The sequence below is a fragment of the Marivirga lumbricoides genome, assembly GCF_014636295.1.
In the GTDB taxonomy this organism is placed as follows: Bacteria; Bacteroidota; Bacteroidia; order Cytophagales; family Cyclobacteriaceae; genus Marivirga; species Marivirga lumbricoides.
In genome coordinates, this window is record NZ_BMEC01000001.1 from 342875 (window position 1) to 368149 (window position 25275).

Sequence of the window (25275 nt, forward strand, 5' to 3'; positions counted from 1 at the left end):
ATTATAAAATCATTTTCTCTATTGAAGAAACCAAAATACCTTCAGCTCCGGCTTTTTTCAGCTTCTCAATCACTTCCCAAAAATCATCTTCTTTTACTACAGAATGTAAAGAACTCCAACCTTCCATTGCTAGCGGTAAAATAGTAGGGCTTTTCATCCCCGGCAAGAGCGAAATAATTTCATCAATAGCACTATTAGGTGCATTCAATAGAATGTATTTGTTTTGTTTACCTTCCTGAACAGCATTTATTCTAAAAATCAACTGATTTAGAATATTTCTCTTATCAGCACTCAAAGCATTTTGAGCGATAAGAACTGCCTCAGAACGCATAATAACATCAGCTTCTTTTAATCCATTGCTTAATAAGGTGCTCCCTGAGCTCACTATATCACAAACTGCTTCAGCCAAACCTATGCTCGGAGCAATTTCCACAGATCCGCTTATTTCATGAATCTCAGCATTAACTTTCTTCCCTTTTAAATAATTTCCTAAAATCTTCGGGTAAGATGTAGCAATGCTTTTTCCCTCTAATTCATGAATATTTTTATAATCCCAGTTTCTATCCACACCTATTGAAAGACGACATTTAGAGAATCCTAACTTTTTAACAAGCTCAACATCATTTTCTTTCTCCACCAACACGTTTTCTCCCACAATACCCAAATCAGCTACCCCATCTTCCACATAACCAGGGATATCATCATCCCTTAAAAAGAGAAATTCCAAGGGAAAATTGTCCGCTGTCGCTTTTAATTTACCCTTACCATTATTAAGTTTTATTCCGCACTCCTTAATTAATTTCAGCGAATCTTCACTTAGTCGACCCGACTTTTGTATAGCAATTTTTAATACGTTCATTAGTTAAATTTGAATATTTGAAAAGAATAGTAAAATAAGTGATTTACAGATGAAATGTTTTATCAAATTCAGCAAATCTTAATTATAAAACGGCAACAGTTTGCCTGGGGCGATATATGATTATTTTTCCTCTTATAAAGAGGAATGATGGAATACATGAGTGCTGTGCATTGCCTGAGAAGCAATGTTTAAAATAGCTTTATTTGTAAAATATTTACCCATGTGCTTGCAAATGTAGAAAGTAATTCATTAAATCCAATAATTAATCATGAATTTTAGCTTCAAATATATTTTACCTTAAATAAGGCATTTAATTAGTGTTTACTAATGAATTCATATTGTCAAATCCGGTAAAAGTTTATATTTTAGTAACATGAGAAGGATAGATGCATTATTGGAAGAATATGGAGCAAGTCATAAAAATGCCTTTAATAAAAAAGTGCATTGGGTTTGTGTCCCACTAATTTTTTGGAGCGTTGTAGCACTTTTATATTCCATCCCTAATGATCAGCTTACCTATATTTTCGGAGTAGGTTATTTTGATAATTGGGCTGTAATTGTGTTATTTTTGGCACTTATATACTATTTTACTTTGTCAGTACCTTTGGCGCTGGGTCTTTTTGTTTTCGCAGTTATTTGCATTGCCGTAGCAAGGGCGGTTAGTGGCTGGGAAGTTTTACCGCTTTGGGCCGTGGGCTTAATAGTGTTTTTCCTGGCCTGGATAGGTCAGTTTTACGGACACAAAATAGAAGGTAAGAAACCCTCTTTTCTTAAAGACCTTCAATTTTTATTGATTGGACCAGCCTGGTTACTTCATTTTATCTACAAGAAAATCGGCTTAAGGTACTGAAGCACTGGCTCATTTTTTACATCTTTACCAGAATAATTTACTGAATACAAGCCGGCTATACGGGCTTTACAAATTACTTTTAGCTAATGAAATTGTTTAAATCTTTGTTTTTCTTAATCACCATTCTTTTTGCAGTTAACAGTTTAGCCCAAGAAGGAACTGTTGACACCTCTCCTAGTATAAAGAGTGAAATTTTAAAAAGAGAAATGCATTATTCTGTTTATTTGCCGGAGGGATATGATCAATCTGTCCGGGACTATCCTGTACTATATTTGTTGCACGGTATGTGGGGTGATTACACTGATTGGGTAATTAAAGGTGAAATCAACAGAATTGCCTCCGGTTTAATGGCTGACGGAAGTATTCCAGAAATGATTATCATTATGCCTGATGGCCTTACGGATGCATTTTACATCAACAACTATGACAAATCGGTCAGGTGGAACGACTTTTTCTATGAAGAATTTATCCCACAGGTAGAAAAAAGGTTCCGAATTTTAAAAAACAAAAACAATAGAGCCATTGCAGGCTTATCAATGGGAGGTTATGGCGCGCTTTATCACGCTATTTCACACAAAGAGATGTTTAAAGCTTGTTATGCTTTAAGTGCAGCGGTACTGGAAGTTGAACCTTCCAAAGAAGGAGCCGGGACTAACGGTGGTCAGGGAGCTAATTTTAATACAAAGCTATGGGGGCCATTGAATGATGAGGGGCTACCCACTAATTATAAAAAGCACTCTGTTCAAGAAATGATAAAAGAAATGGATAATTATAAGGCTCCTAGTCCGTTTGGTCCGGGTGCTGAAAAAAGTATGCCAGCGATAACACTTGATTGTGGAGATGATGACTTTCTTCTTAAACAAAACACAAATTTAACGCACATCTTTAAAAGCAAAAATATACCATTTGAATTAAGAATCAGAGATGGAGGCCACACTTGGGAATATTGGAGAACCGGCATAGCATTAGGCCTTGATTTTGTAGGAAGTGCTTTTAGAAATTGAAAAGTGTAAAATATTTAAAATACCCTTTTCATTATTCTAATTTAGAAAAAGTCAGACCGGGAATCTTTTCTGCTTCTTCACTAAAATTTTGAGTGAGCGAACACCTCACTCCTATTTTAGCTTTGCACGTATCTGTAAAGTCCTGGTGAATAATAGTAGCCTCAAAATCCGACATCAGTTTCATTACCTCGTTCGTAAGCTCATAGCTGTAACGAAGCTCATACTCCTCTTCAACAACTTCCTTTACTATTTTTGCATTCTCTAACACATCAAAAGCTGCCGTTTTGTAGGCATTTATCAAACCGGAAACACCTAGTTTTGTCCCTCCAAAATAACGAATTACAACAACCAGTACCTGCTTTAAGTTTTTAGATCTGATCTGTCCCAAAATAGGATCTCCTGCTGAGTGATTCGGCTCTCCATCGTCATTTGCCCTATACTTGTGTTCATCAAGAATATAGGCATAACAATGGTGTCTGGCATCATAATATTTCTTTCGAAGTTCTTCCTGAATTGCCTTTATTTGCTCTTCACTTTGCACCCTGAAACTAAGCCCTATAAATTTACTTCCTTTTTCTTTATATAAACTTTCAGCGCTTCCTTCAACAGTAAAAAAGTAATCTTCCATTTATTTCTTATATTTCGGTGGTGCTTTTAAGCCACCGGCAAGTTAAATCCATTGCAAAAATCAAAAGTCGTTAATCGTTGATTAAAAATCCAACTATGTACAGTATTTCTGAAGAATGGCCTGATTTTGATCATGAGCATATGAGGGATTCTAATTTGTTTACGCACAAAAAATTCTGGAATTTAAGAGAATCTGAAGTTGATTATTTACCTCTTTCATTTAGTAGAGAAGACACAGGTGAGCTAATTGCTTTTTTCTGTTTTGCACAATGGAATAATGAATGGAAAGCACCCTATTTGGCACCTTATTTCTATCCCTATGTAAAAAAAGAAAGTCTGCTTCCAGAAATACTTAATTTGCTCATTAACTACTTAAAAAATAAAAAACATCAGACAATTAGTATTACCCTGGCTCCTCTCTTTTTATTAAATGAGAAAAGGATGTTAATTGATTTAATCAATGCTGGCTTTACTATAGCAGAGGTAGAAGTAACTAGCTATTTGGTGGTTAAAACAGGCATTTCCTTTATTCAGCATATTGTTAACAGGAGAAAAAAAAGACGATTGAAGAGTCTACTAGGCAGTGAACTCTCAATTAAAGAAATTAGTAACGAAGGATGGAGTCAATATTATCAGCAATTGGTAGGTTGGAGAAAAATAAAAGGGCATCAAAATTTAATCTCCACGGAATTTATGGACGATGCAAAAATTGAGCTACCCGAAAATTTCAGAGGATTAGTTCTGAATGATACCTATCAAACCTTATGTTTAGCCATATTTATTAAGGTAAATAGCACTTGTTTCTATGTATATTCGCTCATAACTAATCCTGACTATCCCAAAGAAAATTTCCCCCTTTTATTATGGAATGCTCTATATGAAATAGCTCAGAGAGAAAATATACAATTCATAGAAATGGGTACTTCTATGAAAAAAGAAGGTTTGCTCAATAAAGGACTACTTAGATATAAATTATCAGTGGGCGGAAGAATGTCTAAAAAATACACAGTGCAATGCTAAAAGTACGAAAGCTTCCGAATTACCTCTGGGGAGGCCTGATTATTTTCGTCCGGATGCTTGGGGGCCTGGGGATGCAAAAGTACATGGCCGTATTATTTGGCCCCGCCGGCACTACCCTTCTTAGCCACTTTCAAAATCTGATAAGCCTTTTTAGCCAGCCTATTCAGGATGCAGTAGCCCAAGGTTACATAAGTGCTTACTCCCATGAAAAGTACTCAACAAAAGATATAACTACCACAGCATTTTTTTTAACAATCGTCATATTTCTCCTGACATTAGCAACCTTATGGTTTTCAGGGGCTTTCCCCACCGATCTGTTTAGCTTCACTACAGGCACATGGTTACTTGTAATAGCCTCGGTACTTCTTATTACTATTCAGAGTCTGCTTTCCGCTCTGTTTATTGCACAAAAGAAGTTGAAGTTTCTTGTGATTTTTAGTGCGATGCAATGGCTATCAATTTTTGGAATCTTGATAGCAAGTAACACGACAGCATCAAACACCTTACTACTATTCGTAGTAGTTCAAGGTTGTTTCACTATGGGTTTAGTTATTTTTTTAATCTTTAAGAAAGTTAAAGCATTGCGGTTTAATCTGTTCCGAATTGAGAAACCTATTCTTGCTCATTTCAGACAATTTATTTTAATGGGCCTCACCGTATGGATAACAAGCAAATGGGTGGATTTCTTTGTAAGGGAAAATGCCATGCAGCTTTTTGGAATAGAGGAAACAGGTTTATGGCAAGCCGTGGTAAGAATCTCTGAAGCCTACAGGGGGTTACTCATCAGTTTTCTTTTTCTAACCTTTTACCCTGTACTTACTCAGCTCTACCGGAAAAGTTCGGCAGATTTATCGTCCTTCTTTACGAAATATTTTAAGAAGCTTTTAGGTTTTACACTGCTCTTTTTCCTGCTGCTTTTTTTTCTCAAGCATTGGGTGGTTCTCTTTTTATACTCAGCAGACTATCTTAAAGCAACTTCACTTTTTAACTGGCAAATGCTGGGTGACTTATTAGCCTTCTTAAGTTTTCCTTTTGCTTTACTTTTGATGGCAACTGTCAGCACTGGAAAATACATTTTTTGTGAATTTGTAAGTGCTTCTGTTTATGTGGCAAGCATATTCCTGGGGAATCATTCTGATATTGAAATCCTTGTGTATGCTCATGTCTTCAGGTTTATAGTTTATCTGATTCTGGTCATTTCTTTTACTAAAAAACATTGGAGCCATGCCTAAAGTAGCTGTAGTATGCCTCTGCTATAACCATGAAGCTTATGTAAAGGAAGCTTTAAATTCTGTGGTGCAACAAACCTTTAAAGATTGGGAATTAATTATTGTGGATGATGCCTCTGAAGATAATAGTATAAATATGATAGAGGAATTTATTCTGGAGAACAGCTCCTATAACATCCAATCAATTTTCAATCCACAAAACCTGGGGAATTGCAAAGCCTTTAATAAAGCCCTTGCCCGCACCAATGCCGATTATATTATTGATTTAGCAGCTGATGATATTCTTTTACCTATGCGTTTAGAGGAAGGTGTTAAGAATATGAATCAGACACTAAAGGTTGCCATTAACTTTTCAAACGCACATTACATTAACCCTTCAGGTGACATTTTACGAACACATTATGTGGTAAATGAATCAAATAAATCAATCCAAAAAGTTCCGCAAGGCTACATATTCCCTAATATTATTAAAAACTATTTCATTTGCTCTCCCACCATGATGTACCGAGGTAGTTACCTTAGGGAGATTGGTGGGTATGATGAGAGTTTAGCTTATGAAGATTTTGATTTAAAAATAAGATTATCAAGAAATTACCCCTTTTCTTACATTGACAAAATACTAGTGCAAAAAAGAGTGTTACCTGATTCAATGTCAGTAAAACAATACCGTAAAGGGAATAAACAGTTGAATTCCACTTACCTTATATGCTGCAAAATCTACCATTTAATTCAAAATAAGGAGGAAAAACTTGCATTGTTAAGCAGGCTGGGTTTTGAAGCTAAACAAGCTTTCCTGTTCAATAGGTTAAGATTGTTCATGAAATTTAGTAGCTTGTGGGCTAAAACGATTTTTAAAAATGATTAAGGTGTTATTTGTGTGTTTAGGAAACATCTGCCGCTCCCCACTAGCAGAAGGGTTATTACTCAAAAAAATTCAGGAAAATAAGCTAGAAGGACTAATATCAGTTGATTCATGTGGCACTTCGGATTTCCATATTGGAGAATTACCGGATGAAAGAACCCTGAAAAATGCCAGGCAGAATGGCTTAATCTTAAAACACAGAGGCAGGCAGTTTACACATGATGATTTTAAGCACTTTCATAGAATACTTGTAATGGATGCCTCTAATCAACAGAACGTTTTAAAACTGGCCAAAACAAAAGAAGATGTTGAGAAAGTAAAATTGATTCGATATTATGAAGCGAATCAGCACTTGAAGAATATTGACGTCCCGGATCCTTATTATGGTGGTGAAAAAGGATTTCAGGATGTTTATGATATTCTGAACAGATCCACAGACAATTTACTATTAGACCTCAGGCAAGAATTAAACTCCTGAAAACCGGAATTTAAAGCATATTACTCCGAAAATGTAAGAATGCATTCTTAATTATCGAACCAGCTTCTTCTCCTGTTTAATTTAAGATCCTGTAGTATAGAGGCTTTTACTCCGATATCTACACTAAATGACTGGAATCTACCGAAGGGAGTCCAGTTGGCATTAATTTGCCAACAGTGTAAGTCTCTGAAGATAGTAAATGAAGTTTGTGTAAAATCATTCATTTCAAAATCATAACCGGAATTGAAGCCCACTTTCCATTTCTCTGTAAAGTTTACATCTCCACTAAAACTAGCTGTTTGTGTAATTCGAGGATCTTCAAATCCATTTTTACTCCATCTGATATTATAACGAAGCCTTAAATTCCATGGCACGCTAAAATCAACATACATATCAGGATTACTGGCGATGGCCTGCACCTGATCTTCCGTTGCCCCTGCTGCTCTTGCACGGCCTTCTAAATTCTTCCTATTGGCATCGTCATTGCTTTTGCCTTTAGGGTTTAAATTAGTTGAAAGTGCCAGGGCCACATTTGTAAGTCTTCCAATTCCCTTGCCGGCTTCCCATGCATAGGTATCAATTCTTCTTTGATTGTAGGTAAGGTTGCCATTGCTAGCCTCAGATATACTGTCCAATACCATCACATAAGGATCTATTGTAGTTTGCAAGTTGATATCCACTTTATTATTAAAGAGATTGGTTCTGGCATTTATATTTATTGGAGCCAGCCTGAATGAGTCCGCCAGGAAATTATAGCTGGTGCTGAGGGAAAGGTTATCGAACAAACTTACTTTCTGAGGTGCATCTGAAGTATCATTTTTCTTTTTTACTTTCATTTCAATGGTATTAGCCAATGAAAAACTCACCGCCCCTGATTGCCCTCTTCCCGGGCTACCATATACAAAACCTTCATATTTTGAAAACACTCTTGTATTTCCTAATGAATCTGTTTGTACTGTTTTGTAAATACCATATTTCTCATCTCCAAAATCGGGCCTCCACGAAAAGTTTACTGATGGTGTCATCACGTGTCTTATTGCCTTCACCGGGCCATTTTTGGCATATACTGTACCATAAAGTCGGGTAGTAAAGCCAATACCAGCACTATAGGAACCTGCTCTTGAAAATCTATCTAAAGTATCTATTACTACTGTTTGCAATTCCTCACTGTAGGAATGGTTCAGTTCTTTTAAGTACCAAACTTCATCGTAGCTAAAATTGGGGCTGGCCGTAATAAAATTAAATAAATTGAATGAGGTGGAAACAGGAACTCTATGTCTTCCTCCATTATCTGCTCTTTCCAGCAAATAAGGCAATGTTTCCATATTAAAAGGCGCTATACTGTCCTCTCTGATATTATCTCTTTTTATCCTCCCTAAATTATTGGTGATTTGGTTGGTGGAAGTAAAACTGTAAGAATAATTAAGTTTGGAAATCCAGTTAAAACCGTCTGCCTTAAAATTCTTAAAAGGATACTGTCGGTTCATGTTAAGTGCCACTTCAGGTAACAAGATATCTATTTCATTAGTAATTACGTTTTGGTTGTGCCTCGCGCTTACCGCATAGTTAAAAGGAGTATTAGGGATTACATTGGAGTAAGAAATATTGGAAGTGAAACTAGCATTTACCTGTTGTTGATAATCGCTAACAGGGTTATTTTGATTAAAAGTAGATGTTCCACCATTTACAGAAGCTGAAAACCTGCCTGTTCCTTTAGATTCAGGTCTGTGCGACCACTGCACCCAAAAATCCCGGGAAATTGCAGAATCCGCTTCAGTAGTTCCTACTCTTTGTTGATTAAAACGAAGATTTAAACTTCCGTTATATGCATAGCGCTTCTTATAGTTTGTTGCTACTGAAAGACCGTAGCTTCCTTTAGAATATATTTCTCCGCGAATAGCCATATCTGCAAATTCACTGATAGCCCAATAATAGCCGCCATCTCTCAGGAAGAAACCTCTCCTATTCTCTTCCCCATAGGTAGGAAAAAGAATTCCTGACGTTTTGGTATTAGGCATAGGAAACATACCAAATGGCAACAATAGTGGAGTAGGAATTTCATTAATTTCAAGGTTAAAAGGCCCAATTAAGATTTTATCGTTCGGAATCATCTTAATTTTGTTAGCTGAAATACCAAAATGAGGATGTTCTAAATTACAAGTTGTATATAAAGCATGCTCACCAAATAATTCATCCTTCTCGTTTTTCTTTATCCATTCGGAGTGCATAAAGGCTTCGCCTTGCTGAGTAATTACCCCTTTAATAATAGCTTTTTTTGAATCAAAGTTATAGGTAATCTGCTTTGTTTGGTACACCTGTCCTTTATCTGTAAAGACGGGATCGCCCTGTATTACTCCCAATGAATCGGGCAATCCTTCTGCATCAAGGATTTTAGTTTCGTAATTGACTTTAATTTTATCTGCATCCAGTTCAATATCACCATAATCAACATGGGCATCATCATACATAATGATATTTTGCGTTTTCAGATTAAAGTTAACTGAATCTTTGGCCTTATAATTGACAGTAGTTTGAATATCGCCCTTTTGAGCAGTTTTAGAAGTATCCGAAGGATTAACAATGGTTGAATCAGAAATTATTTGCGTAGAGTCAACCAATGACTTCACAGAATCGTTGGCACCAACAGGAGAAATATTAGGTTTCTTTTGAGATAAAGTATCCGATTCCTGCGCAAGAGATAAAAAAGGAATTAAAAATATGAATAAACTTAAAATATACCGCCTCAAATTCTTTACTGGATTTTTCCGATTTGTTGAAAATTTTACAACTTTGTGTAAAATTATACTATTCAAATTTAACAACCGAAAGATTGTGAAAAATATTATTCTCCTTTCCCTACTTACTTTTTTTATAGTGCTGGGATCTTTCACTAATTTGAACAAACCTTCGTATAAGGTTGATCGTGTAGTAATAGATGCCGGGCATGGTGGCAAAGACAGCGGTACCAGCGGAGCAGTATCTAAAGAAAAAGATGTAGCATTAAATATAGCCTTGGAACTAGGAACCATTATTAAAGAATATTTGCCAGATGTTGAAGTCATTTACACTAGAAGTGATGATGAATTTATTGAATTAGATGAACGTGCTAACATCGCAAACAAAAATGGTGCCGACCTCTTTATCTCTATTCATTGTAATGCCGTGGATTATAGTCACGATGTAAGTGGTACTGAAACCTGGGTAATGGGATTGCATAAATCTGAAACAAACCTCAACGTAGCTAAAAGAGAAAACTCTGTAATATTGATGGAGGAGAATTATGAAGAAAAGTATGAAGGCTTCGACCCGAATGACCCTGCCTCGCATATATTATTTTCTCTCTATCAAAATGCATATCTTTCGAATAGTTTAAACCTTGCAGAAAAAGTTGAGTATCAGTTTAAGAAACGTGTAGGGCGCCACAGCCGGGGAGTAAAGCAGGCAGGTTTTGTGGTATTATACAAAAGTTCTATGCCAAGCGTACTAATCGAAACCGGCTTTTTAAGTAATCCTAAAGAAGAAAGATACCTGAATGATGACCTGGGTCAAACTTACATTGCTTCAGGTATTTTTAGAGCCATTAGAGATTACAAAGTAGAAATTGAATCAATGAACTAAACAATAAAATATTGAAAATAGGAAAAGAAGTTAAAATAGCCATTTTGGCGGTTGCATCACTGGTTATTTTTTACCTGGGGTTTAATTTTTTAAAAGGAATAGATTTTTTCAATCCATCAAATGAATATTTTGCCGTTTATGAGAAAATAGATGGTTTAACAGTATCAAATCCAGTTCTCCTTAGTGGTTTACCTGTAGGAAGAGTGAGTGAAATTGAGATTTTGCAGGATCAGGACCATAAAGTGAAGGTATACTTTGAAGTACGTGAAGATATCCGGTTAGGCCAAAATTCTGAGGCAGTTTTAAACACTGATCTTTTAGGTTCACAGTCTATCATTCTTCAAATAAATAAAGTGGAACAACCTTTATCCGAAGACAGTGAAATTAGAGGTTCTATCAGACCAGCTCTTACAGAGCAAATTCAGGAGCAGGCATATCCGGTTTTGCAAACTTTAGATTCTGTAGGTAAGCACCTTAATGGCATATTGGCAAATATTGACGGAAATGAGCAATTGATTAATGGGATTTTAGCAGATATTAAGAAAACTACTGATGCATTATCAGAAGTTTCTGAAAAAGAAGCTACGATTAAAGCATTGATTGATGACTTTAAAAAAATCACCGGAACACTTTCAGACGAGAAGAAAGGCTTAGCTGCCATATTAGCTAAAGCCAATGGAATAGCGGACTCCATTAATGCCCTGGAGGTAGGTAAAGTGGTAAACAGATTAGATACTACTTTAGCTAATGTAAATTCACTAATAGCTTCTATGCAAGATGGACAGGGAACAGTTGATAAATTATTGAATGATGACTCTCTTTACAACAGCTTGAATAAAACTTTAGTTGATCTTGATAAATTACTAATTGATATTCAGGAACAGCCTAAGGATTATGTTCACTTCTCCTTATTTGGAAGAAAAAGCAAAGACGAATAACTAAGCTAAGTACACTAGCCTTATTTGAAGTTTTTCTTAGAGAAAATAGTTGTAGTTGATATTTTTAAGTAGAAGAGATATACTGAAACCTTTTAAATAAAAGGTGGGAAATTATCACTTAAGTTAGTATTATTGCTAAACGTCTGAATTAGAAAAATTACATCGCCTGTTTTTCTAAAAAGCTTTTTTCTATGCATTTAAAATAGAAAAAAGTTAGTCGGAAAAATCTTTGCGAGTCATTTATAATCAATTCCCCCTAAGGATGATGTTTAATTAATTTCGAATAAAGCGGGAGGTAGCTCCTTCATAAACTAATTAAAAAATATTACTCAGCTTTCATGGATATAGCGTTCAATAAAAACGAAGACCTTAACAAACAATCGGTAGACCAACTAAAGCATAAACTTGAAAAAGTATATTTAGGGGGTGGAGAAAAGAAAATCGCATCACAACATAAGAAAGGTAAACTTACCGCACGGGAACGAATAAAATACTTGTTGGATGAAGGCACTGAATTTTTAGAAGTTGGTGCCTTTACTGCTGACGGTATGTATGAGGAAGTTGGCGGATGTCCTTCTGCTGGAGTAGTTACCGGGATAGGTTACGTAGAAGGTCGGCAAGTGATGGTAGTAGCCAATGATGCCACTGTAAAAGCTGGTGCTTGGTTTCCTATGACGGCTAAGAAAAACTTACGTGCACAGGAAATTGCTATGGAAAACAGAATACCTATCATTTACCTGGTAGATAGTGCCGGTGTTTTCCTGCCTATGCAAAATGAAATTTTTCCTGACAAAGAGCATTTTGGTCGCCAATTCAGAAATAATGCAAAAATGTCTTCCATGGGTATTATACAAGTAGCCGCCATTATGGGTAGTTGTGTAGCCGGTGGGGCCTATTTACCCATAATGGCAGATGAGGCCATGATTGTAAATGAAACAGGCTCTATCTTTTTGGCGGGATCTTATCTGGTAAAAGCTGCCATTGGAGAAACCATTGACAATGAAACATTAGGTGGTGCTACTACGCATTGCGAAATTTCTGGTGTTACTGATAATAAGTACGAAACAGATGAAGAATGCCTTGATGCCATCAGAAAGATATTCGACAAAATTGGGACATATGAAAAAGCAGGGTTCGACAGAGCCGAACCAGCAAAACCGGCAAAGGATGAAAAAGAAATTTACGGCATTCTTCCGCATGACAGGGTAAAACCATACGATACAAAAGACATCATTGAAAGGTTGATTGATAATTCAGATTTTGATGAATATAAAGCCTTATACGGCAAATCTATCATTTGCGGAACAGCACGAATAGATGGCTGGGCTGTAGGTATAGTGGCCAACCAACGCAAAGTAGTGAAAACTAAAAAAGGAGAAATGCAGATGGGAGGAGTAATCTACTCTGACTCAGCAGATAAAGCTGCACGTTTTATTATGAATTGCAACCAAAGGAAAATACCCTTGCTTTTCCTTCAGGATGTAAGTGGTTTTATGGTAGGCAGCAAATCAGAACATGGCGGAATTATAAAAGACGGTGCCAAAATGGTAAATGCCATGGCCAATTCAGTAGTTCCTAAATTCACCATCATTATGGGGAATTCTTACGGAGCTGGAAATTATGCCATGTGTGGAAAGGCTTACGACCCAAGGTTAATTTATGCCTGGCCAAGTGCCCAAATAGCAGTAATGAGCGGAGCTGCTGCGGCTAAAACATTGCTTCAAATAAAAGTAGCCACTTTAAAAGCTAAAGGTGAAAAAGAAATAACTGAAGAGGAAGAAAAGAAAATGCTTGCTGAAATTACTGACAAGTATAATGAAGAACTTTCGCCCTATTATGCAGCGTCAAGGCTATGGGTAGATGGAATCATCGATCCTCTCGAAACACGGAAAGTTATATCCATGGGGATTGAGGCAGCCAACCACGCTCCTATTGAAAAACCATTTAATGTAGGAGTTATCCAAACCTGATAGAATACTGATGATGGAAATTAGCAAAAATGAGTTTAAAGCATTGGTTTCTCTGCTGGACGATGAGGATGCAGAAGTGAATCGACATGTAGAAGAGAAAATCATGTCGCTGGGTAGTGAAATTATCCCCTACCTGGAAGAGCAATGGGAAAGTAGTTTTGATCCTTCTATTCAGCGCAAATTAGAGGATATGATTCATATCCTTCAGTTTAGCCAGCTAAAAGAAAGACTATCTCGCTGGAAAGAGAATGGAGCTACGGATTTGCTTGAAGGCATGTGGATTATTTCCACTTATCAGTATCCTGATACTGAATTGGAAGAATTAAGCCAGCAAATAGAGCAAATATATTATGATATATGGATTGAATTAAAGCCGGATTTGCATCCTTATGACCAAATCAAAATGATAAATAGTGCTTTATTCAGTAAATTAAAATTTAGGGCAAATACTAAAAATTTTCACTCGCCCAATAACTCATTGTTAAAAGCGGTATTGGAGAGCAAGAAGGGAAACCCTATTTCCTTATCCGTGCTTTATATTTTAGTAGCCGAAAGGCTGGGTTTACCTATTAAAGGAGTGAACTTGCCTAATTTATTTATCATTACTTATAAAACTGAAGACATCCAGTTTTATATAAATGCCTTTAACAGAGGGCTTATTTTCTCAAGAAAAGATATAGATAATTACGTTGCTAATTTAAATCTTACCCCAAAGGAAAGTTTTTATCAACCCTGCAGCAATGAGGATATTATTAAAAGAGTATTGAGGAACCTGATTGTAGCTTATGAAAAACTGGATGAACACCAGAAATCCGAGGAAGTAAAAGAATTGCTGGTCTTAATTTCCGGAGGAATTGATTTTGATGCATTAGGCCTCTAATGCATCAAAATCAGTCAATTTATTTCCTTAAAACCTCTTGATCCTGCAGCCTAAAGCTGGTGTCTTAGAAGTAGAAGGCTTTTTACCTGCTTCATGAGCCGACACAGCATCTGAAAGATAGTTATTACTCACTTCACCAGCATTTTGAGGGTTGTTATCAATAGCACCCTGGTAAATAATACTTAGCTGATTTCCATTTAACTTCACGAAAAACACTTCAGGTAATTTAGTAGCTCCCAAGGCTTTTACAAGTGCGTGATCTGTATCTGAGAAGTAAACACCACCTAATTTTTTAGCAGAAAAGTACTTTTTCATTTCCGCTAAATTGTCTGTAGAAGGATTATTGTTTTCATGCGGATTGATAAAAAGAACGGCATAGCCTTTACCGCTCTGCTTCTGAGAAAAATCCTGCAAGCGCGACATATACGAATCAACAAAAGGGCATGTATCATCAATAAAAAATATAAAAGCTCCTTTTGATGAAATTTTACTTTTCAAATCCACCGATTGACCTGTCTTCACCTCTTTCAGATTAATAGTGCTAATATCCTGCGCATTAGCTGCCGATATAGTAAAGACAAAAAAGATATAAAGTATAAATGCTTTCATAATACTAGTTGGTATTAAAACAAATAAAATACTCTTGTAATTTAATAAATTTCAAAGTGGATGTCTTTGCAAAACCATCCTTTTTTATTTCCCCCTCCATCGTATTCCATGTAATATCTGAGGGTTTTAAAAACAAATTATCCTTGAAATCAATCTCTCTTTTCATATACAATTTATAGAGCACCTCTTTTGCAGACCACATTTTACTGAACCGTGAAAGGTCATCATTACAAGCTTGTAATTCACTGGAATTCAATATTCTTGGCGCAATTTTCCTCATCTTATCCTGAGGTTTTTCAATATCTATGCCAACTTCTATTGCTTCGCCTATTACAAGCACTACATATCTATCAGTATGTGATAAAGACAGACGAAAAGGCGAATTTGGCATCTCAGGTTTTCCATAAATATTCCTTATGATAGGAGTATATCCCATATTAAGGTTTAAAAATGTTTCCCGGCATACCATGCGACCAGCTAAAAACTCCAAAGCTTTATGTTTGTGCTTAATCTGTGAGTAAATTACCTTATCTTCGGCACTCAAAATGATTTGATCTTTTAATTCAGCTAAATCTTCCGTAATCCTCCAAACTGCTAAATGAATATTTTCGTTGACTTTTTGAATGTTTACAAGTGGCATATTTTAAATTTACATCATGCCTAAAATTAATGTAGAAAAAATTCAAACCCTAACGGGACATAAAGATTGCTTATACACTGTTGAAACAGGGCCGGAAGAATCCCATTTTTTTTCTGCCGGTGGGGATGGAATTGTGGCACAATGGAACTTAAATAACCCTGAATTGGGCAGCATGGTAGCCAAAGTACAAAATTCCGTTTATGCTTTACATTATATCAGAACAAATAACCAGTTGATAGTAGGGCATAATTATGAAGGCATCCACCTTATTGATGTAGCACAAAAGAAAGAAATTAAGTCGGCCAAAATTACTTCTCAAGCCATTTTTGACATCAAGTTAGTGGGAAGCACTATCATTTCAGCCTGTGCAGATGGTGAAATTATACTTTCCGATTTAAACGACTTAAGTACGCTGGCCAAACTGAAACTTAGTGATAAAAGTGCCAGATGCATTGCTATTCATCCATCCGGGAAGGAGCTTGCTATTGGATTTAGTGATAATACCATCCAAATCCTTAATTCCGATACATACCAAGTCAGCAAAAAATTAAATGCGCATAACAATTCTGTTTTCACTTTACAGTATAGCGAAGATGGAACACTACTTTTAAGTGCCGGAAGAGATGCGCATCTTAAAATATGGAATACCTTCAACGATTATAGTTTAGTGGAATCAATCGTAGCACATATGTATGCCATTAACCATGTTTGCTTTAGTCCTGATCAGAAGTACTTTGCTACCTGCAGCATGGATAAAAGCATCAAAATCTGGAGTGCTGATACTTTCAGATTATTAAAAGTAATCGACAAGGCTCGACATGCCGGCCACGGTACTTCAGTAAATAAATTATTATGGATGACGCATAAAAATCAATTAATTAGTGCGAGCGATGACAGAACTTTATCAATTTGGGACATTCAAATCGATAAATAAAAATATAACTGTATCTTTACTATCTGGGAAAAGTGAAACTTTTTTCCTATAATAAGATACAAAGTCAGGGCCTGGTCGTTCTATTTAAAAATATCGGATAAACACAATGAAAATTACCCCCTTAGAAATACGACAAAAAGAGTTTGAAAAAGGATTCAGAGGATATGATAAAGATGAAGTAAGTGCATTTCTCACCTCTCTATCGCAAGAGTGGGAAAGGGTAATGGATACCCAGAAAGAGCTAAGAATGAAGTTGGAAACTGCTGAAAAAGAGGTGGAAAAACTCAGACAAGTAGAAAGCTCTCTTTATAAAACCTTAAAAACTGCTGAAGATACAGGAGCCAATGTAATCAGCCAGGCTAATAGAACTGCAGAACTACACATAAAAGAAACTCAAATGAAAGCGGATGCTATTATTCATGAGGCTCAGGCAAAAGCCCATGCCATGATAGAGGATGCCAGCCATAAAGCCCAAAGCATTATGGAAGAGATGGAAGATGAATTGAAAGAACTGGCTGATGGATTTAAAACCTTGGAAAACCATAGGGACAATACGGTTGAAGAGCTTAAAAACTTAAGCACCAGTCTTCAGGACAAAGTGAAAAAAGTGGAAGACAGGCTGCAGCATGTTGATATTGAAACTCACTTAAAAAGAGCCAGAAAGGCAGTTAAGAAAATACAAAATATCGATAATGATATTGAAAAGCCCAATTTCAGCAGTTCAGCACCAGAAGAAAGAAAGCAGGATGAGATCAAACATGAGCCTGTGAGGGAAACAATAGTAAAAAACAAAGAAGAAGAAAAACAAAACAGCAGCAAAGGAGAAGACACTTCTTTTTTTGACGAAATACAATAATATTACAGCATGAAGGGGAAAGTGGCGCTATCAGGGATGGCTTTTTATGGATACCATGGCTATTATACTGAAGAAAATAAATTAGGAAATCATTATACCGTTGATCTTGAAGTAGAAACAAACTTCACCAAAATGGATGATGAATTGGAGAGTACTATAAACTATGAAACGCTTTATACCAGTACGAAAGAGGTGATGTTAAAACCCTTGAAACTCTTGGAAACCCTTGCCTATCTGATAGCAAAGAAAATTTTACAGGATAATGCAGCAGCCATTAAAGTAAGAGTGAAAGTAATTAAGCACCAACCTCCTATTGGTGGCTTATGTGAAAGTGCCTCCGCAGAACTGGAACTTGAGCGGTAAATTGCTATTGAGTACAGGAAATTATTCCTTTGATCGTTAAATTACTCAAGCCTCTCCCTTCTATCTGAAACCACATTACTTTGGAAATCTGTTTAAAATATTGCTATTTTAAATCAGTAAATGTTTAACAAAAGAATACTTCAATGGAAACTCAAAATAGATATACTCCCGAACTATATAAAACACCTACAGGCTCCCAATTAAATTGTAAAGGATGGGTGCAGGAAGCTGCCTTACGTATGTTATTGAACAATCTGGATCCTGAGGTTGCTGAAAAACCGGAAGAACTTATTGTATACGGAGGGCGGGGTAAAGCTGCACGCAATTTTGAATCTCTTGACCTTATTATTAAAGCTTTAAAAGAAATTGAAGAGAATGAAACCCTGATTGTTCAATCAGGAAAACCAGTGGGGATTTTAACTACTCATAAAGATGCTCCCAGGGTTTTAATTTCCAATTCACAATTGGTGCCTAACTGGGCAAATTGGAAGCACTTTGACGAGCTGGAAAAGAAGGGATTAATGATGTATGGCCAAATGACTGCCGGAAGCTGGATTTATATAGGTTCTCAGGGGATTGTTCAGGGAACTTTCGAAACTTTTGCAGCCATTGCCAATAAGGATTTTAATAACTCATTGGAAGGAACCTTAACAGTAACTGCAGGTTTAGGCGGAATGGGAGGCGCGCAGCCATTGGCAGTTACCATGAATGATGGCGTTTGTCTTGTTGCTGAAGTGGAGCAGTGGAGAATAGATAAAAGATTAAAAACCCGCTACCTGGATTTGGCGGTAGAAGGTATTGACACAGCTATTGACAGGGCTTTAAAGGCTAAAGCCAATAAGGAAGCTATTTCTATTGGAGTGAGGTGCAATATTGTAGACCTCCTGGAAAGACTTGTTGAGAAAAATATAACCCCTGATGTTTTAACTGACCAGACATCTGCCCATGACCCTTTAATTGGTTACGTGCCTCATGGCATTTCACTGGAAGAATCCAATGTGCTGCGTGACCAAAACCCTGAAAAATATGAGGAATTATCTTACCAATCTATGTACAGGCATGTAGAATTGATGCTGGAATTACAGCAAAAAGGAGCTGTTACTTTTGATTATGGAAATAATTTACGTGCAAGAGCACATGAAAAAGGATTAAAAAATGCTTTTGATTATCCTGGCTTTGTACCTGCTTATATTCGTCCACTATTCTGCGAAGGAAAAGGTCCTTTCCGATGGGCTGCACTTTCCGGTGATCCGGAGGATATTAAAGTAACAGATGATTTAATACTGGAATTGTTTCCTGAAAATGAATCTTTACACCGGTGGATAAAAATGGCACAGGAACGTATTGCTTTTCAGGGCTTGCCTTGCAGAATCTGCTGGTTAGGTCAGGGTGAAAGGGAGAAAGCCGGCCTGGCTTTTAATAAATTAGTAAAAGAGGGGAAAGTAAAAGCACCTATCGTTATTGGCAGAGATCATTTGGATACGGGATCTGTAGCCTCACCAAACAGGGAGACAGAAGCGATGATGGATGGTTCAGACGCAGTAGCAGATTGGCCTATACTCAATGCATTAGTGAATACCGCTGGAGGAGCCAGTTGGGTTTCTCTCCACCATGGAGGTGGCGTAGGAATGGGGTACTCTATTCATGCCGGCATGGTAATAGTGGCAGATGGCTCAGATGATGCAGAAATAAGACTCAGCAGAGTACTTCGTAATGACCCCGGAATGGGCGTTATCCGTCATGCTGATGCAGGCTATGACATCGCAAAAGACACTGCAAGGAAACACAAACTATCGATTGAAGACAGGTTAGACTAATAGCTAAACTCTACTTTTCTATTATTACAATTATAAAAAAACTGAATGTTACTGATTAACATAAAATCACTTTTTGGTGTACATCAAAAAAATGAAATCCTGCGCGGTAAGGATTTAGGACACTTTCCAACTATTCAGGATGCTTATCTGGAAATTGAAAATGGCCTGATCAAGTCGTTCGGCCCTATGAGTGAATGTCCGAAGCTGAGCGATTACAAAAAGGTGGAAGACGTTAAAGGACAAAGTATTTTACCAGCATTTTGCGACTCACATACCCACATAGTTTTCGCTCAGAGCAGAGAAGAAGAGTTTGTAGATAAAATAAAAGGGGTAAGTTATGCTGAAATAGCAGCTAAAGGAGGTGGCATACTTAATTCCGCTGAAAAACTGGCCAATACCTCTGAAGATGATCTCTATGAGCGTGCCATGGTGCGCGTGAAAGAAGTAATTAACCTGGGAACAGGTGCACTTGAAATCAAGAGCGGTTATGGCTTAAGTGTGGAAGCCGAGTTAAAGATGCTTCGCGTTATTAAAAGAATTAAAGAAGCTGCCGGAATTCCTGTAAAAGCAACTTTTCTGGGGGCTCATGCATTTCCTAAACTTTATAAAGAAAACAAAGAAGGCTATGTTAGGCTGATTATTGAAGAGATGCTACCAGCCATTGCTAAAGAAAAGCTGGCAGACTATATTGATGTATTTTGTGAGCAAGGGTTCTTTGATGTTGCTACAAGTTCAAAAATACTTTCAGCAGGTGCTAAATATGGCTTACAAGCGAAAATACATGCTAATCAACTCCATAACAGTGGAGGAGTACAGTTAGGCATTGAGCAAAACGCTCTGTCTGTTGATCATCTGGAATCTATTGGCGCTGAAGAAATTCAATTACTAGGTAAGAATAACACGATAGCCACTCTATTACCTTCGGCAGCTTTTTTTCTGCGAATGAACTTTCCCCCTGCACGAGAATTGATTGAAGCTAACGCTGCGGTAGCACTGGCAACAGATTATAATCCCGGCTCCTCTCCAAGTGGAAATATTCCTTTATTGATTTCAATGGCATGTATTCAAATGAAAATGACCCCTGAAGAAGCTATTAATGCGGCCACTTTAAATGGTGCCTTTGCTATGGAGGTGCAAGAGGAAGTGGGGTCTATTAAGGAAGGAAAGCTGGCAAATTTAATTCTCACAAAGGAGATTCCTTCTCTGGCCTACCTACCCTACGCTTTCGGTTCTAATTCTATAGAAAAAGTAATGATAAAAGGCCAATGGATGTAAAGCATTTTAAGTTTATAGAACGGGAATCTTTAAATCGAATATGCAAGCCCAGAAAGGGTGAAACCAAGCTGGGAGAAACTATTCAGATAGGCTCCGAATTCACACAAAGCACGGCAAAATTTGTTGTGATAGGCATTCAGGAATCTATTGGAGTAAAGGCTAACCTTGGCATTGGCGGTACGCACAGTGCATGGCAGGCTTTTTTAGCTTCATTTCTCAATATTCAGGACACCCATAAACTTCATGGTGAAAAGATTCATCTGTTAGGTACTTTTGATTTTGCACCGATAGTAAAAGAGGCCGGCAGTGCTGAAGATTTTCGGCAATTAGTACCCTTGATGGATGAGGCAATTGCCCCATTGATTGAAGCAATTGTTGCTGCTCATAAAATACCTGTTATAATAGGTGGTAGCCATGCCAATGCCTACCCCATCATAAAAGGTGTTAGCGCAGCAAAAAAGCAGGCTATTTCGGTAATTAACCTTGATGCTCATGCTGATTTCCGCCCTCTGGAAGGAAGGCATAGTGGCAATCCTTTTAGCACAGCAAAGAAAGAAGGAGTACTTGCCGATTACTGCATTTTAGGATTGCACGAAAACTACAACAGTCAAAATATGTTGTCTGAGATGGATCAGCAAAAGGGTATCCATTATTATTTCTGGGAGGACATTTACTTAAGAAAGAAAATCACTTTTGAAGCAGCTTTACAGGATTTTCTACAGCTTACTACTCAGAATCAATGTGGTATAGAGCTGGATACCGATAGCATTGCAGGCGTATTAAGTTCTGCTAAAACACCATCCGGCTTTAGCACCAATGAAGCACGTTATTATGCTTATCAATGCGCACATCAGTTATTACCTTCTTATTTTCATGTATGTGAAGCAGCCGCTGAACTGGAAACAGGACAAAAAGATAGCGGCACCGGAAAACTGCTCTCCTACCTGGTAAGTGATTTTATTAAGGGTGTAATTGAAAAGTAGAAAGAAAAGGCCTAATGGATAAAAATGCTTACAATAGAAGCTGTTTGAAGAACTCTTCATTTCTTTCTCAGTCTCTCAATAAAGATACAATAGATGAGCAGAACGCTGAAAATTCTTTGAAATGGCTTATTTACTCCTTTCTATCACACAAATCATTTTTTCCAAAATCCTGATTTGCAGAATTTTGCAACATGATTGTTTATAGAATCCCCCTACCCCGTTTGAAATAAAAAGGAATCAATTATGACATGATTGAATAAATAGAGCCTATTATGTAAGCTTTCCCTTTTTTGAGTTGTCCCAAAAAAGGGAAAGCTTACATAAACAGTTCTTTATATTTTCCTTCTAATTTTATTGTGTTACCGCTTCAAGTTTTTCTCCACTCTGCGACCAGATCAGTTTACCTGGATCATCTTCCGATTTTGTGAATTCAATTCCTGATGAGACATCTAATAAAATATTGGGTTCATAGCTTACCAAAGGGACTTTTAGATTCTGTACCTGGAAATACAATATGTTTCCCTTCTCGAAGATAGTAAATGCTAATTCAGGACCTTTTAAGATGTAATTACCTTCGAAATCTTTAAACTCATCAACTATATTTTTCCGAAATGCGACTAAGGATTTATTGTGCATGATAGCGGAAAAATCTTTTAACACGCTATTTTTCATAGGCACTCTAAACCGATTGATGAAATACATCATCATATTGCCATTTTCCGGATTATAATAGTTACGGAACGCATACCCATAATTATTGCCACCATGTCCCCAATAGTCAACACCCTCAACTTTTAGTTTTTGAAGCCCCAGGCCATAACTTCCTCCTTTAAAGTCAGTCATCTGCTGAAGACTGCTTTTGCTTATCAAGGTTTCTTTTTCGTACAGGTTCTCATAGAATGCAGCCATGTCCTTCAAAGTGGATGCGATGCTCCCCGCTGAAAAATCATAGTGAGCAAAAAGTTTATAATTGATGCCCTCAAATTGATCGGATTCATTTTTTTCATCAGTTGGATGTACCAGATCAGGAATGGTTTTAGAAAGATAAGGATACGTTTTTTCAAGACCACAAGGCTCAAATATTCGTTCTTTTAGCAGGTCGAAATAACTCTTGTCATTAATTTTTTCGAGTATTTCTCCAAGCAAAATATAGTTGGTATTGGTATAATCAAACTTTCCTATTTTAGCCTCTTGTCTTGGCTTTACATTACTAAATACATCTCTTCTGAAAATACTGTCGTGTGGAATATCATAAGCGTACCACTCTTCTTCTCCTCCTACAACTTCTGCAAGTCCTGTTTGATGCCGTAATAATTGCTCAATGGTAATATCTGATGCAATATTTTGAATAGGACTTAGAAAGGTGCCAATGGTATCAGATAAATTCAGTGTTCCTTTTTCGATTTCCTGTAATATTAAAACGGCAGTGAAAGTTTTAGTGGCGCTTCCTATGTTGAAAACGACATTGTCATTGTTTTCAAAGTTTATGCGCTGTGCATAAAATTGGTTACCCTTTTTCAGCAGGATTCCCATTTTAATATTTGTGGCCTTATAATAAGGCTCATACTTGGCTTTAAAATCTTCAAGACCAGCTTTTTGAGCGTTTGTATGTAAACAAAATAAAAGTAGTAGAAGTGTTAAAAATGTGTTTTTCATATCAGTTTTATTATAGTTAAACTTATTACATTGTTATACTATGTATTGGGGTAAAATTTTATTTTTTGCGTTTAAGCCGAAGTAAGAGGGTAATGACCATATAAAGAACAATAATGCAGAGAATCATTACTGGAATAAACCAATTTCCTAAAACTTCGGTGAGACCTAGTTCTTCTGAATTAGCAGGGTTTCTTGTGCCCAGTAGATGGAAATTTCCATTTTTGAAAAATAAACCTACATACTCGGGATTTTTGATTTTTTCTATGATCGCAAATACAAAACCAAATAGTGTTAAATATAATAGGGCAAAAAATACATACACTACGCTGCTGGAAATATTCAATACCAAAGCTTTAAATATGTGTTTCGGGTTAAATGATCTTGTTGCCTGCTCTAGTTTCTTCTGAGCAATCAGAGGCTTTAAAATTTCCTCTGGAGCTCCCAGTTGTTCGGTTACATCTACTAAAGATTCGATTTCACTTGACGGAGTTTTATGCATCATACCTTCGTAGATATGGCTGTTTAATTCCATTAGAATTTCTTCCCTATCGGTCTTATTTAGTGTGGCCGTAGTTCGTTTAATTCTGGATATATAATCAGCATAAATCTTTTGAGCTGTTTTATTGGTGAATTGTATCGCTTTCATTTCGATATTTTTTTAATTGATTTTTCCAGATCCAACCAAAATGTTCTCATTTGTAATAAGGTTTCTTCTCCCGTTGGTGTTAACACATAATATTTTCTTGGAATACCGGACGCTTGTTCTACCCATTTAGAAGTAACTAAATTCTCTTTTTTCAACCGATTCATCAGGGGATATAAAGTTCCTTCGGCAATTTCAATTTGTGTATTTTTCTTTATCTGTTCGATCAGTTCGTAACCATAGTACTCATGATCTTTTAAGACATTCAAAGCAATAAAGGCAAGCGTTCCCTTTTTTACCTGAGATTTCCATTTATGTACAAAATCCACATTCACAAAACAAATGTATAGAAAAGTACATAGCTATACAATGTATCTGCGTAAAAGTTTTATTCTCGTTAAAAATTTAATTGTTAACAATATTCTCCGGCATTATTTATAAGGACCCCGCGTATGCGTTAAACCGCCTACATACCCACTGAGACAAAGCTTGCTAAGAGGCCACAATTTGCAGAAACCATTTTCCGCTTATGTTTATACCCACTATTGGCTGTAGTGTTTTTTATTTTTCAGTCCCATATCTCCGGACGATTAATTTTCATTGCTCTTAAATACGAAAGGAATTGTCCTGCGTGAACAGCTTCATGATATCCTATCCGTAATAAATATTTTCCAAGGATTTTCTTATCTCCATTTCCGGGGTGAACAATTTCCGTTTCACTTAATTCCATATCCGAAAATTGTCGAACGCTTTCTAAAAATGCATTTCTATAAGGTTCAGCAAATTCAAGTTCATCAGCAACGCTAATGAAAGGTCGATTTCTCCAAGGCGTACGATAATTTGTCATACTACCATTATTGATTATTATATTCCATCCATAATCGGCTTCCAAAACGTGCCTAACCATTTCTATGGCACTCATTGCTTTTTCGTCAGGCTTCCAACTATAACAGCTCTCAGGAAGTGCATTCCAAAGTTTTACACTTCTTCTCCTAATGTCTGTAAAATTTAAAATTATGAGTTCAGATTGAGTCATTTTCTTTGTTTTTGAGAATATCGTTTTACATTACCGCCAACCGAATAAAGTAACCCTTAGTGTGTTTTATCGCATTATATTCTTAAAATATCGTTTTTCTCAATAGCGGGCTCTTCGTTAGGAGAGTA

The 25275-nt window shown here is 36.7% G+C and carries 25 protein-coding genes; 16 read left to right on the forward strand and 9 right to left on the reverse strand.

All coding sequences use genetic code 11. The features are described 5' to 3' along the window. Position 1: 1 nt before the first annotated feature. Positions 2 to 859, reverse strand: a complete 858-nt coding sequence (gene hisG, locus IEV85_RS01440; protein ID WP_188460021.1) for an ATP phosphoribosyltransferase — start codon at positions 857 to 859, stop codon at positions 2 to 4. 373 nt (positions 860 to 1232) lie between these two features. Between hisG and IEV85_RS01445 the strand changes: the two genes are divergently transcribed. Then, positions 1233 to 1709, forward strand: coding sequence for an Mpo1 family 2-hydroxy fatty acid dioxygenase (locus IEV85_RS01445; RefSeq protein ID WP_188460022.1), 477 nt, complete (start codon positions 1233 to 1235; stop codon positions 1707 to 1709). Positions 1710 to 1795: 86 nt separating this feature from the next. Continuing rightward, a complete protein-coding gene (locus IEV85_RS01450) occupies positions 1796 to 2713 on the forward strand; it encodes an alpha/beta hydrolase (RefSeq protein ID WP_188460023.1) in 918 nt (305 codons plus the stop codon). A 31-nt stretch (positions 2714 to 2744) separates the two neighbouring features. On the opposite strand, the gene IEV85_RS01455 is transcribed toward IEV85_RS01450, so the two are convergent. Continuing rightward, positions 2745 to 3341, reverse strand: a complete 597-nt coding sequence (locus IEV85_RS01455) for an IMPACT family protein (RefSeq protein ID WP_188460024.1) — start codon at positions 3339 to 3341, stop codon at positions 2745 to 2747. Between the two features lie 95 nt (positions 3342 to 3436). Here IEV85_RS01455 and IEV85_RS01460 point away from each other — a divergent pair, with 95 nt between their 5' ends. The 4 genes from IEV85_RS01460 to IEV85_RS01475 are packed head-to-tail and all read left to right on the forward strand — an operon-like array spanning position 3437 to position 6929. Then, on the forward strand, positions 3437 to 4360 hold the full coding sequence (locus tag IEV85_RS01460; protein ID WP_188460025.1) for a hypothetical protein: 924 nt from the start codon (positions 3437 to 3439) through the stop codon (positions 4358 to 4360). Then, positions 4354 to 5592, forward strand: a complete 1239-nt coding sequence (locus tag IEV85_RS01465) for an MATE family efflux transporter (protein WP_188460026.1) — start codon at positions 4354 to 4356, stop codon at positions 5590 to 5592. Before IEV85_RS01460 ends, IEV85_RS01465 begins: the two co-directional genes overlap by 7 nt. Further along, a complete protein-coding gene (locus IEV85_RS01470) occupies positions 5585 to 6454 on the forward strand; it encodes a glycosyltransferase family 2 protein (RefSeq protein WP_188460027.1) in 870 nt (289 codons plus the stop codon). The genes IEV85_RS01465 and IEV85_RS01470 overlap by 8 nt, the downstream gene beginning before the upstream one ends. After that, on the forward strand, positions 6447 to 6929 hold the full coding sequence (locus IEV85_RS01475) for a low molecular weight protein-tyrosine-phosphatase (RefSeq protein ID WP_188460028.1): 483 nt from the start codon (positions 6447 to 6449) through the stop codon (positions 6927 to 6929). Before IEV85_RS01470 ends, IEV85_RS01475 begins: the two co-directional genes overlap by 8 nt. A gap of 47 nt (positions 6930 to 6976) precedes the next feature. On the opposite strand, the gene IEV85_RS01480 is transcribed toward IEV85_RS01475, so the two are convergent. Continuing rightward, positions 6977 to 9676: a putative LPS assembly protein LptD gene (locus IEV85_RS01480; protein ID WP_188460029.1), complete on the reverse strand. Its 2700-nt coding sequence runs from the start codon at positions 9674 to 9676 to the stop codon at positions 6977 to 6979. Positions 9677 to 9758: 82 nt separating this feature from the next. On the opposite strand from IEV85_RS01480, the gene IEV85_RS01485 reads away from it, so the two are divergent. From IEV85_RS01485 to IEV85_RS01500, 4 genes are all read left to right on the forward strand, one after another. Further along, positions 9759 to 10547, forward strand: coding sequence for an N-acetylmuramoyl-L-alanine amidase family protein (locus IEV85_RS01485; protein WP_425562874.1), 789 nt, complete (start codon positions 9759 to 9761; stop codon positions 10545 to 10547). Between the two features lie 11 nt (positions 10548 to 10558). Further along, positions 10559 to 11485: an MlaD family protein gene (locus tag IEV85_RS01490; protein ID WP_188460031.1), complete on the forward strand. Its 927-nt coding sequence runs from the start codon at positions 10559 to 10561 to the stop codon at positions 11483 to 11485. 338 nt (positions 11486 to 11823) lie between these two features. After that, entirely contained in the window at positions 11824 to 13455 is a 1632-nt protein-coding gene (locus IEV85_RS01495) for an acyl-CoA carboxylase subunit beta (RefSeq protein WP_188460032.1), read from the forward strand. Between the two features lie 10 nt (positions 13456 to 13465). Next, positions 13466 to 14335, forward strand: coding sequence for a transglutaminase-like domain-containing protein (locus tag IEV85_RS01500; protein WP_229712465.1), 870 nt, complete (start codon positions 13466 to 13468; stop codon positions 14333 to 14335). 27 nt (positions 14336 to 14362) lie between these two features. Here the strand turns inward: IEV85_RS01500 and IEV85_RS01505 are convergent, their stop codons facing one another. Beyond that, positions 14363 to 14944 carry a redoxin domain-containing protein gene (locus tag IEV85_RS01505; protein ID WP_188460033.1) on the reverse strand — a complete coding sequence of 194 codons (582 nt, stop codon included), beginning with the start codon at positions 14942 to 14944 and terminating at the stop codon, positions 14363 to 14365. A gap of 4 nt (positions 14945 to 14948) precedes the next feature. Next, on the reverse strand, positions 14949 to 15584 hold the full coding sequence (locus IEV85_RS01510; protein ID WP_188460034.1) for a 4'-phosphopantetheinyl transferase family protein: 636 nt from the start codon (positions 15582 to 15584) through the stop codon (positions 14949 to 14951). A gap of 16 nt (positions 15585 to 15600) precedes the next feature. On the opposite strand from IEV85_RS01510, the gene IEV85_RS01515 reads away from it, so the two are divergent. The 6 genes from IEV85_RS01515 (at position 15601) to IEV85_RS01540 (ending at position 21812) form a co-directional block, all read left to right on the forward strand. Then, positions 15601 to 16518 carry a WD40 repeat domain-containing protein gene (locus IEV85_RS01515; RefSeq protein WP_188460035.1) on the forward strand — a complete coding sequence of 306 codons (918 nt, stop codon included), beginning with the start codon at positions 15601 to 15603 and terminating at the stop codon, positions 16516 to 16518. 106 nt (positions 16519 to 16624) lie between these two features. After that, positions 16625 to 17374 (forward strand): DivIVA domain-containing protein, encoded by a 750-nt coding sequence (locus IEV85_RS01520; RefSeq protein WP_188460036.1) that lies wholly within the window; start codon positions 16625 to 16627, stop codon positions 17372 to 17374. Positions 17375 to 17383: 9 nt separating this feature from the next. Further along, on the forward strand, positions 17384 to 17737 hold the full coding sequence (gene folB / locus IEV85_RS01525; RefSeq protein ID WP_188460037.1) for a dihydroneopterin aldolase: 354 nt from the start codon (positions 17384 to 17386) through the stop codon (positions 17735 to 17737). A 143-nt stretch (positions 17738 to 17880) separates the two neighbouring features. Continuing rightward, positions 17881 to 19554, forward strand: a complete 1674-nt coding sequence (gene hutU, locus IEV85_RS01530; protein WP_188460038.1) for a urocanate hydratase — start codon at positions 17881 to 17883, stop codon at positions 19552 to 19554. 45 nt (positions 19555 to 19599) lie between these two features. Further along, positions 19600 to 20829 carry an imidazolonepropionase gene (hutI, locus tag IEV85_RS01535; protein ID WP_188460039.1) on the forward strand — a complete coding sequence of 410 codons (1230 nt, stop codon included), beginning with the start codon at positions 19600 to 19602 and terminating at the stop codon, positions 20827 to 20829. After that, the gene (locus IEV85_RS01540; RefSeq protein WP_188460040.1) at positions 20820 to 21812 is read left to right on the forward strand and encodes a formimidoylglutamase; all 993 of its coding nucleotides are present in this window, start codon (positions 20820 to 20822) and stop codon (positions 21810 to 21812) included. Before hutI ends, IEV85_RS01540 begins: the two co-directional genes overlap by 10 nt. Before the next feature lie 351 nt (positions 21813 to 22163). On the opposite strand, the gene IEV85_RS01545 is transcribed toward IEV85_RS01540, so the two are convergent. From IEV85_RS01545 to IEV85_RS01560, 4 genes are all read right to left on the reverse strand, one after another. Further along, a complete protein-coding gene (locus tag IEV85_RS01545) occupies positions 22164 to 23468 on the reverse strand; it encodes a serine hydrolase domain-containing protein (protein ID WP_188460041.1) in 1305 nt (434 codons plus the stop codon). A gap of 58 nt (positions 23469 to 23526) precedes the next feature. Then, entirely contained in the window at positions 23527 to 24114 is a 588-nt protein-coding gene (locus tag IEV85_RS01550; RefSeq protein ID WP_229712466.1) for an HAAS signaling domain-containing protein, read from the reverse strand. Beyond that, positions 24111 to 24446, reverse strand: coding sequence for a PadR family transcriptional regulator (locus tag IEV85_RS01555; protein ID WP_188460042.1), 336 nt, complete (start codon positions 24444 to 24446; stop codon positions 24111 to 24113). Before IEV85_RS01555 ends, IEV85_RS01550 begins: the two co-directional genes overlap by 4 nt. Before the next feature lie 233 nt (positions 24447 to 24679). After that, positions 24680 to 25147, reverse strand: a complete 468-nt coding sequence (locus tag IEV85_RS01560; protein WP_188460043.1) for a DinB family protein — start codon at positions 25145 to 25147, stop codon at positions 24680 to 24682. Positions 25148 to 25275: the final 128 nt, after the last annotated feature.

Excerpts from the sequence above, each read along its gene's own strand:
- hisG (WP_188460021.1), bottom strand. The coding sequence starts at position 859 with ATGAACGTATTAAAAATTGCTATACAAAAGTCGGGTCGACTAAGTGAA.
- IEV85_RS01445 (WP_188460022.1), top strand. The coding sequence starts at position 1,233 with ATGAGAAGGATAGATGCATTATTGGAAGAATATGGAGCAAGTCATAAA.
- IEV85_RS01450 (WP_188460023.1), top strand. The coding sequence starts at position 1,796 with ATGAAATTGTTTAAATCTTTGTTTTTCTTAATCACCATTCTTTTTGCA.
- IEV85_RS01455 (WP_188460024.1), bottom strand. The coding sequence starts at position 3,341 with ATGGAAGATTACTTTTTTACTGTTGAAGGAAGCGCTGAAAGTTTATAT.
- IEV85_RS01460 (WP_188460025.1), top strand. The coding sequence starts at position 3,437 with ATGTACAGTATTTCTGAAGAATGGCCTGATTTTGATCATGAGCATATG.
- IEV85_RS01465 (WP_188460026.1), top strand. The coding sequence starts at position 4,354 with ATGCTAAAAGTACGAAAGCTTCCGAATTACCTCTGGGGAGGCCTGATT.
- IEV85_RS01470 (WP_188460027.1), top strand. The coding sequence starts at position 5,585 with ATGCCTAAAGTAGCTGTAGTATGCCTCTGCTATAACCATGAAGCTTAT.
- IEV85_RS01475 (WP_188460028.1), top strand. The coding sequence starts at position 6,447 with ATGATTAAGGTGTTATTTGTGTGTTTAGGAAACATCTGCCGCTCCCCA.
- IEV85_RS01495 (WP_188460032.1), top strand. The coding sequence starts at position 11,824 with ATGGATATAGCGTTCAATAAAAACGAAGACCTTAACAAACAATCGGTA.
- IEV85_RS01500 (WP_229712465.1), top strand. The coding sequence starts at position 13,466 with ATGATGGAAATTAGCAAAAATGAGTTTAAAGCATTGGTTTCTCTGCTG.
- IEV85_RS01505 (WP_188460033.1), bottom strand. The coding sequence starts at position 14,944 with ATGAAAGCATTTATACTTTATATCTTTTTTGTCTTTACTATATCGGCA.
- IEV85_RS01510 (WP_188460034.1), bottom strand. The coding sequence starts at position 15,584 with ATGCCACTTGTAAACATTCAAAAAGTCAACGAAAATATTCATTTAGCA.
- IEV85_RS01515 (WP_188460035.1), top strand. The coding sequence starts at position 15,601 with ATGCCTAAAATTAATGTAGAAAAAATTCAAACCCTAACGGGACATAAA.
- IEV85_RS01520 (WP_188460036.1), top strand. The coding sequence starts at position 16,625 with ATGAAAATTACCCCCTTAGAAATACGACAAAAAGAGTTTGAAAAAGGA.
- folB (WP_188460037.1), top strand. The coding sequence starts at position 17,384 with ATGAAGGGGAAAGTGGCGCTATCAGGGATGGCTTTTTATGGATACCAT.
- hutU (WP_188460038.1), top strand. The coding sequence starts at position 17,881 with ATGGAAACTCAAAATAGATATACTCCCGAACTATATAAAACACCTACA.
- hutI (WP_188460039.1), top strand. The coding sequence starts at position 19,600 with ATGTTACTGATTAACATAAAATCACTTTTTGGTGTACATCAAAAAAAT.
- IEV85_RS01540 (WP_188460040.1), top strand. The coding sequence starts at position 20,820 with ATGGATGTAAAGCATTTTAAGTTTATAGAACGGGAATCTTTAAATCGA.
- IEV85_RS01545 (WP_188460041.1), bottom strand. The coding sequence starts at position 23,468 with ATGAAAAACACATTTTTAACACTTCTACTACTTTTATTTTGTTTACAT.
- IEV85_RS01550 (WP_229712466.1), bottom strand. The coding sequence starts at position 24,114 with ATGAAAGCGATACAATTCACCAATAAAACAGCTCAAAAGATTTATGCT.
- IEV85_RS01560 (WP_188460043.1), bottom strand. The coding sequence starts at position 25,147 with ATGACTCAATCTGAACTCATAATTTTAAATTTTACAGACATTAGGAGA.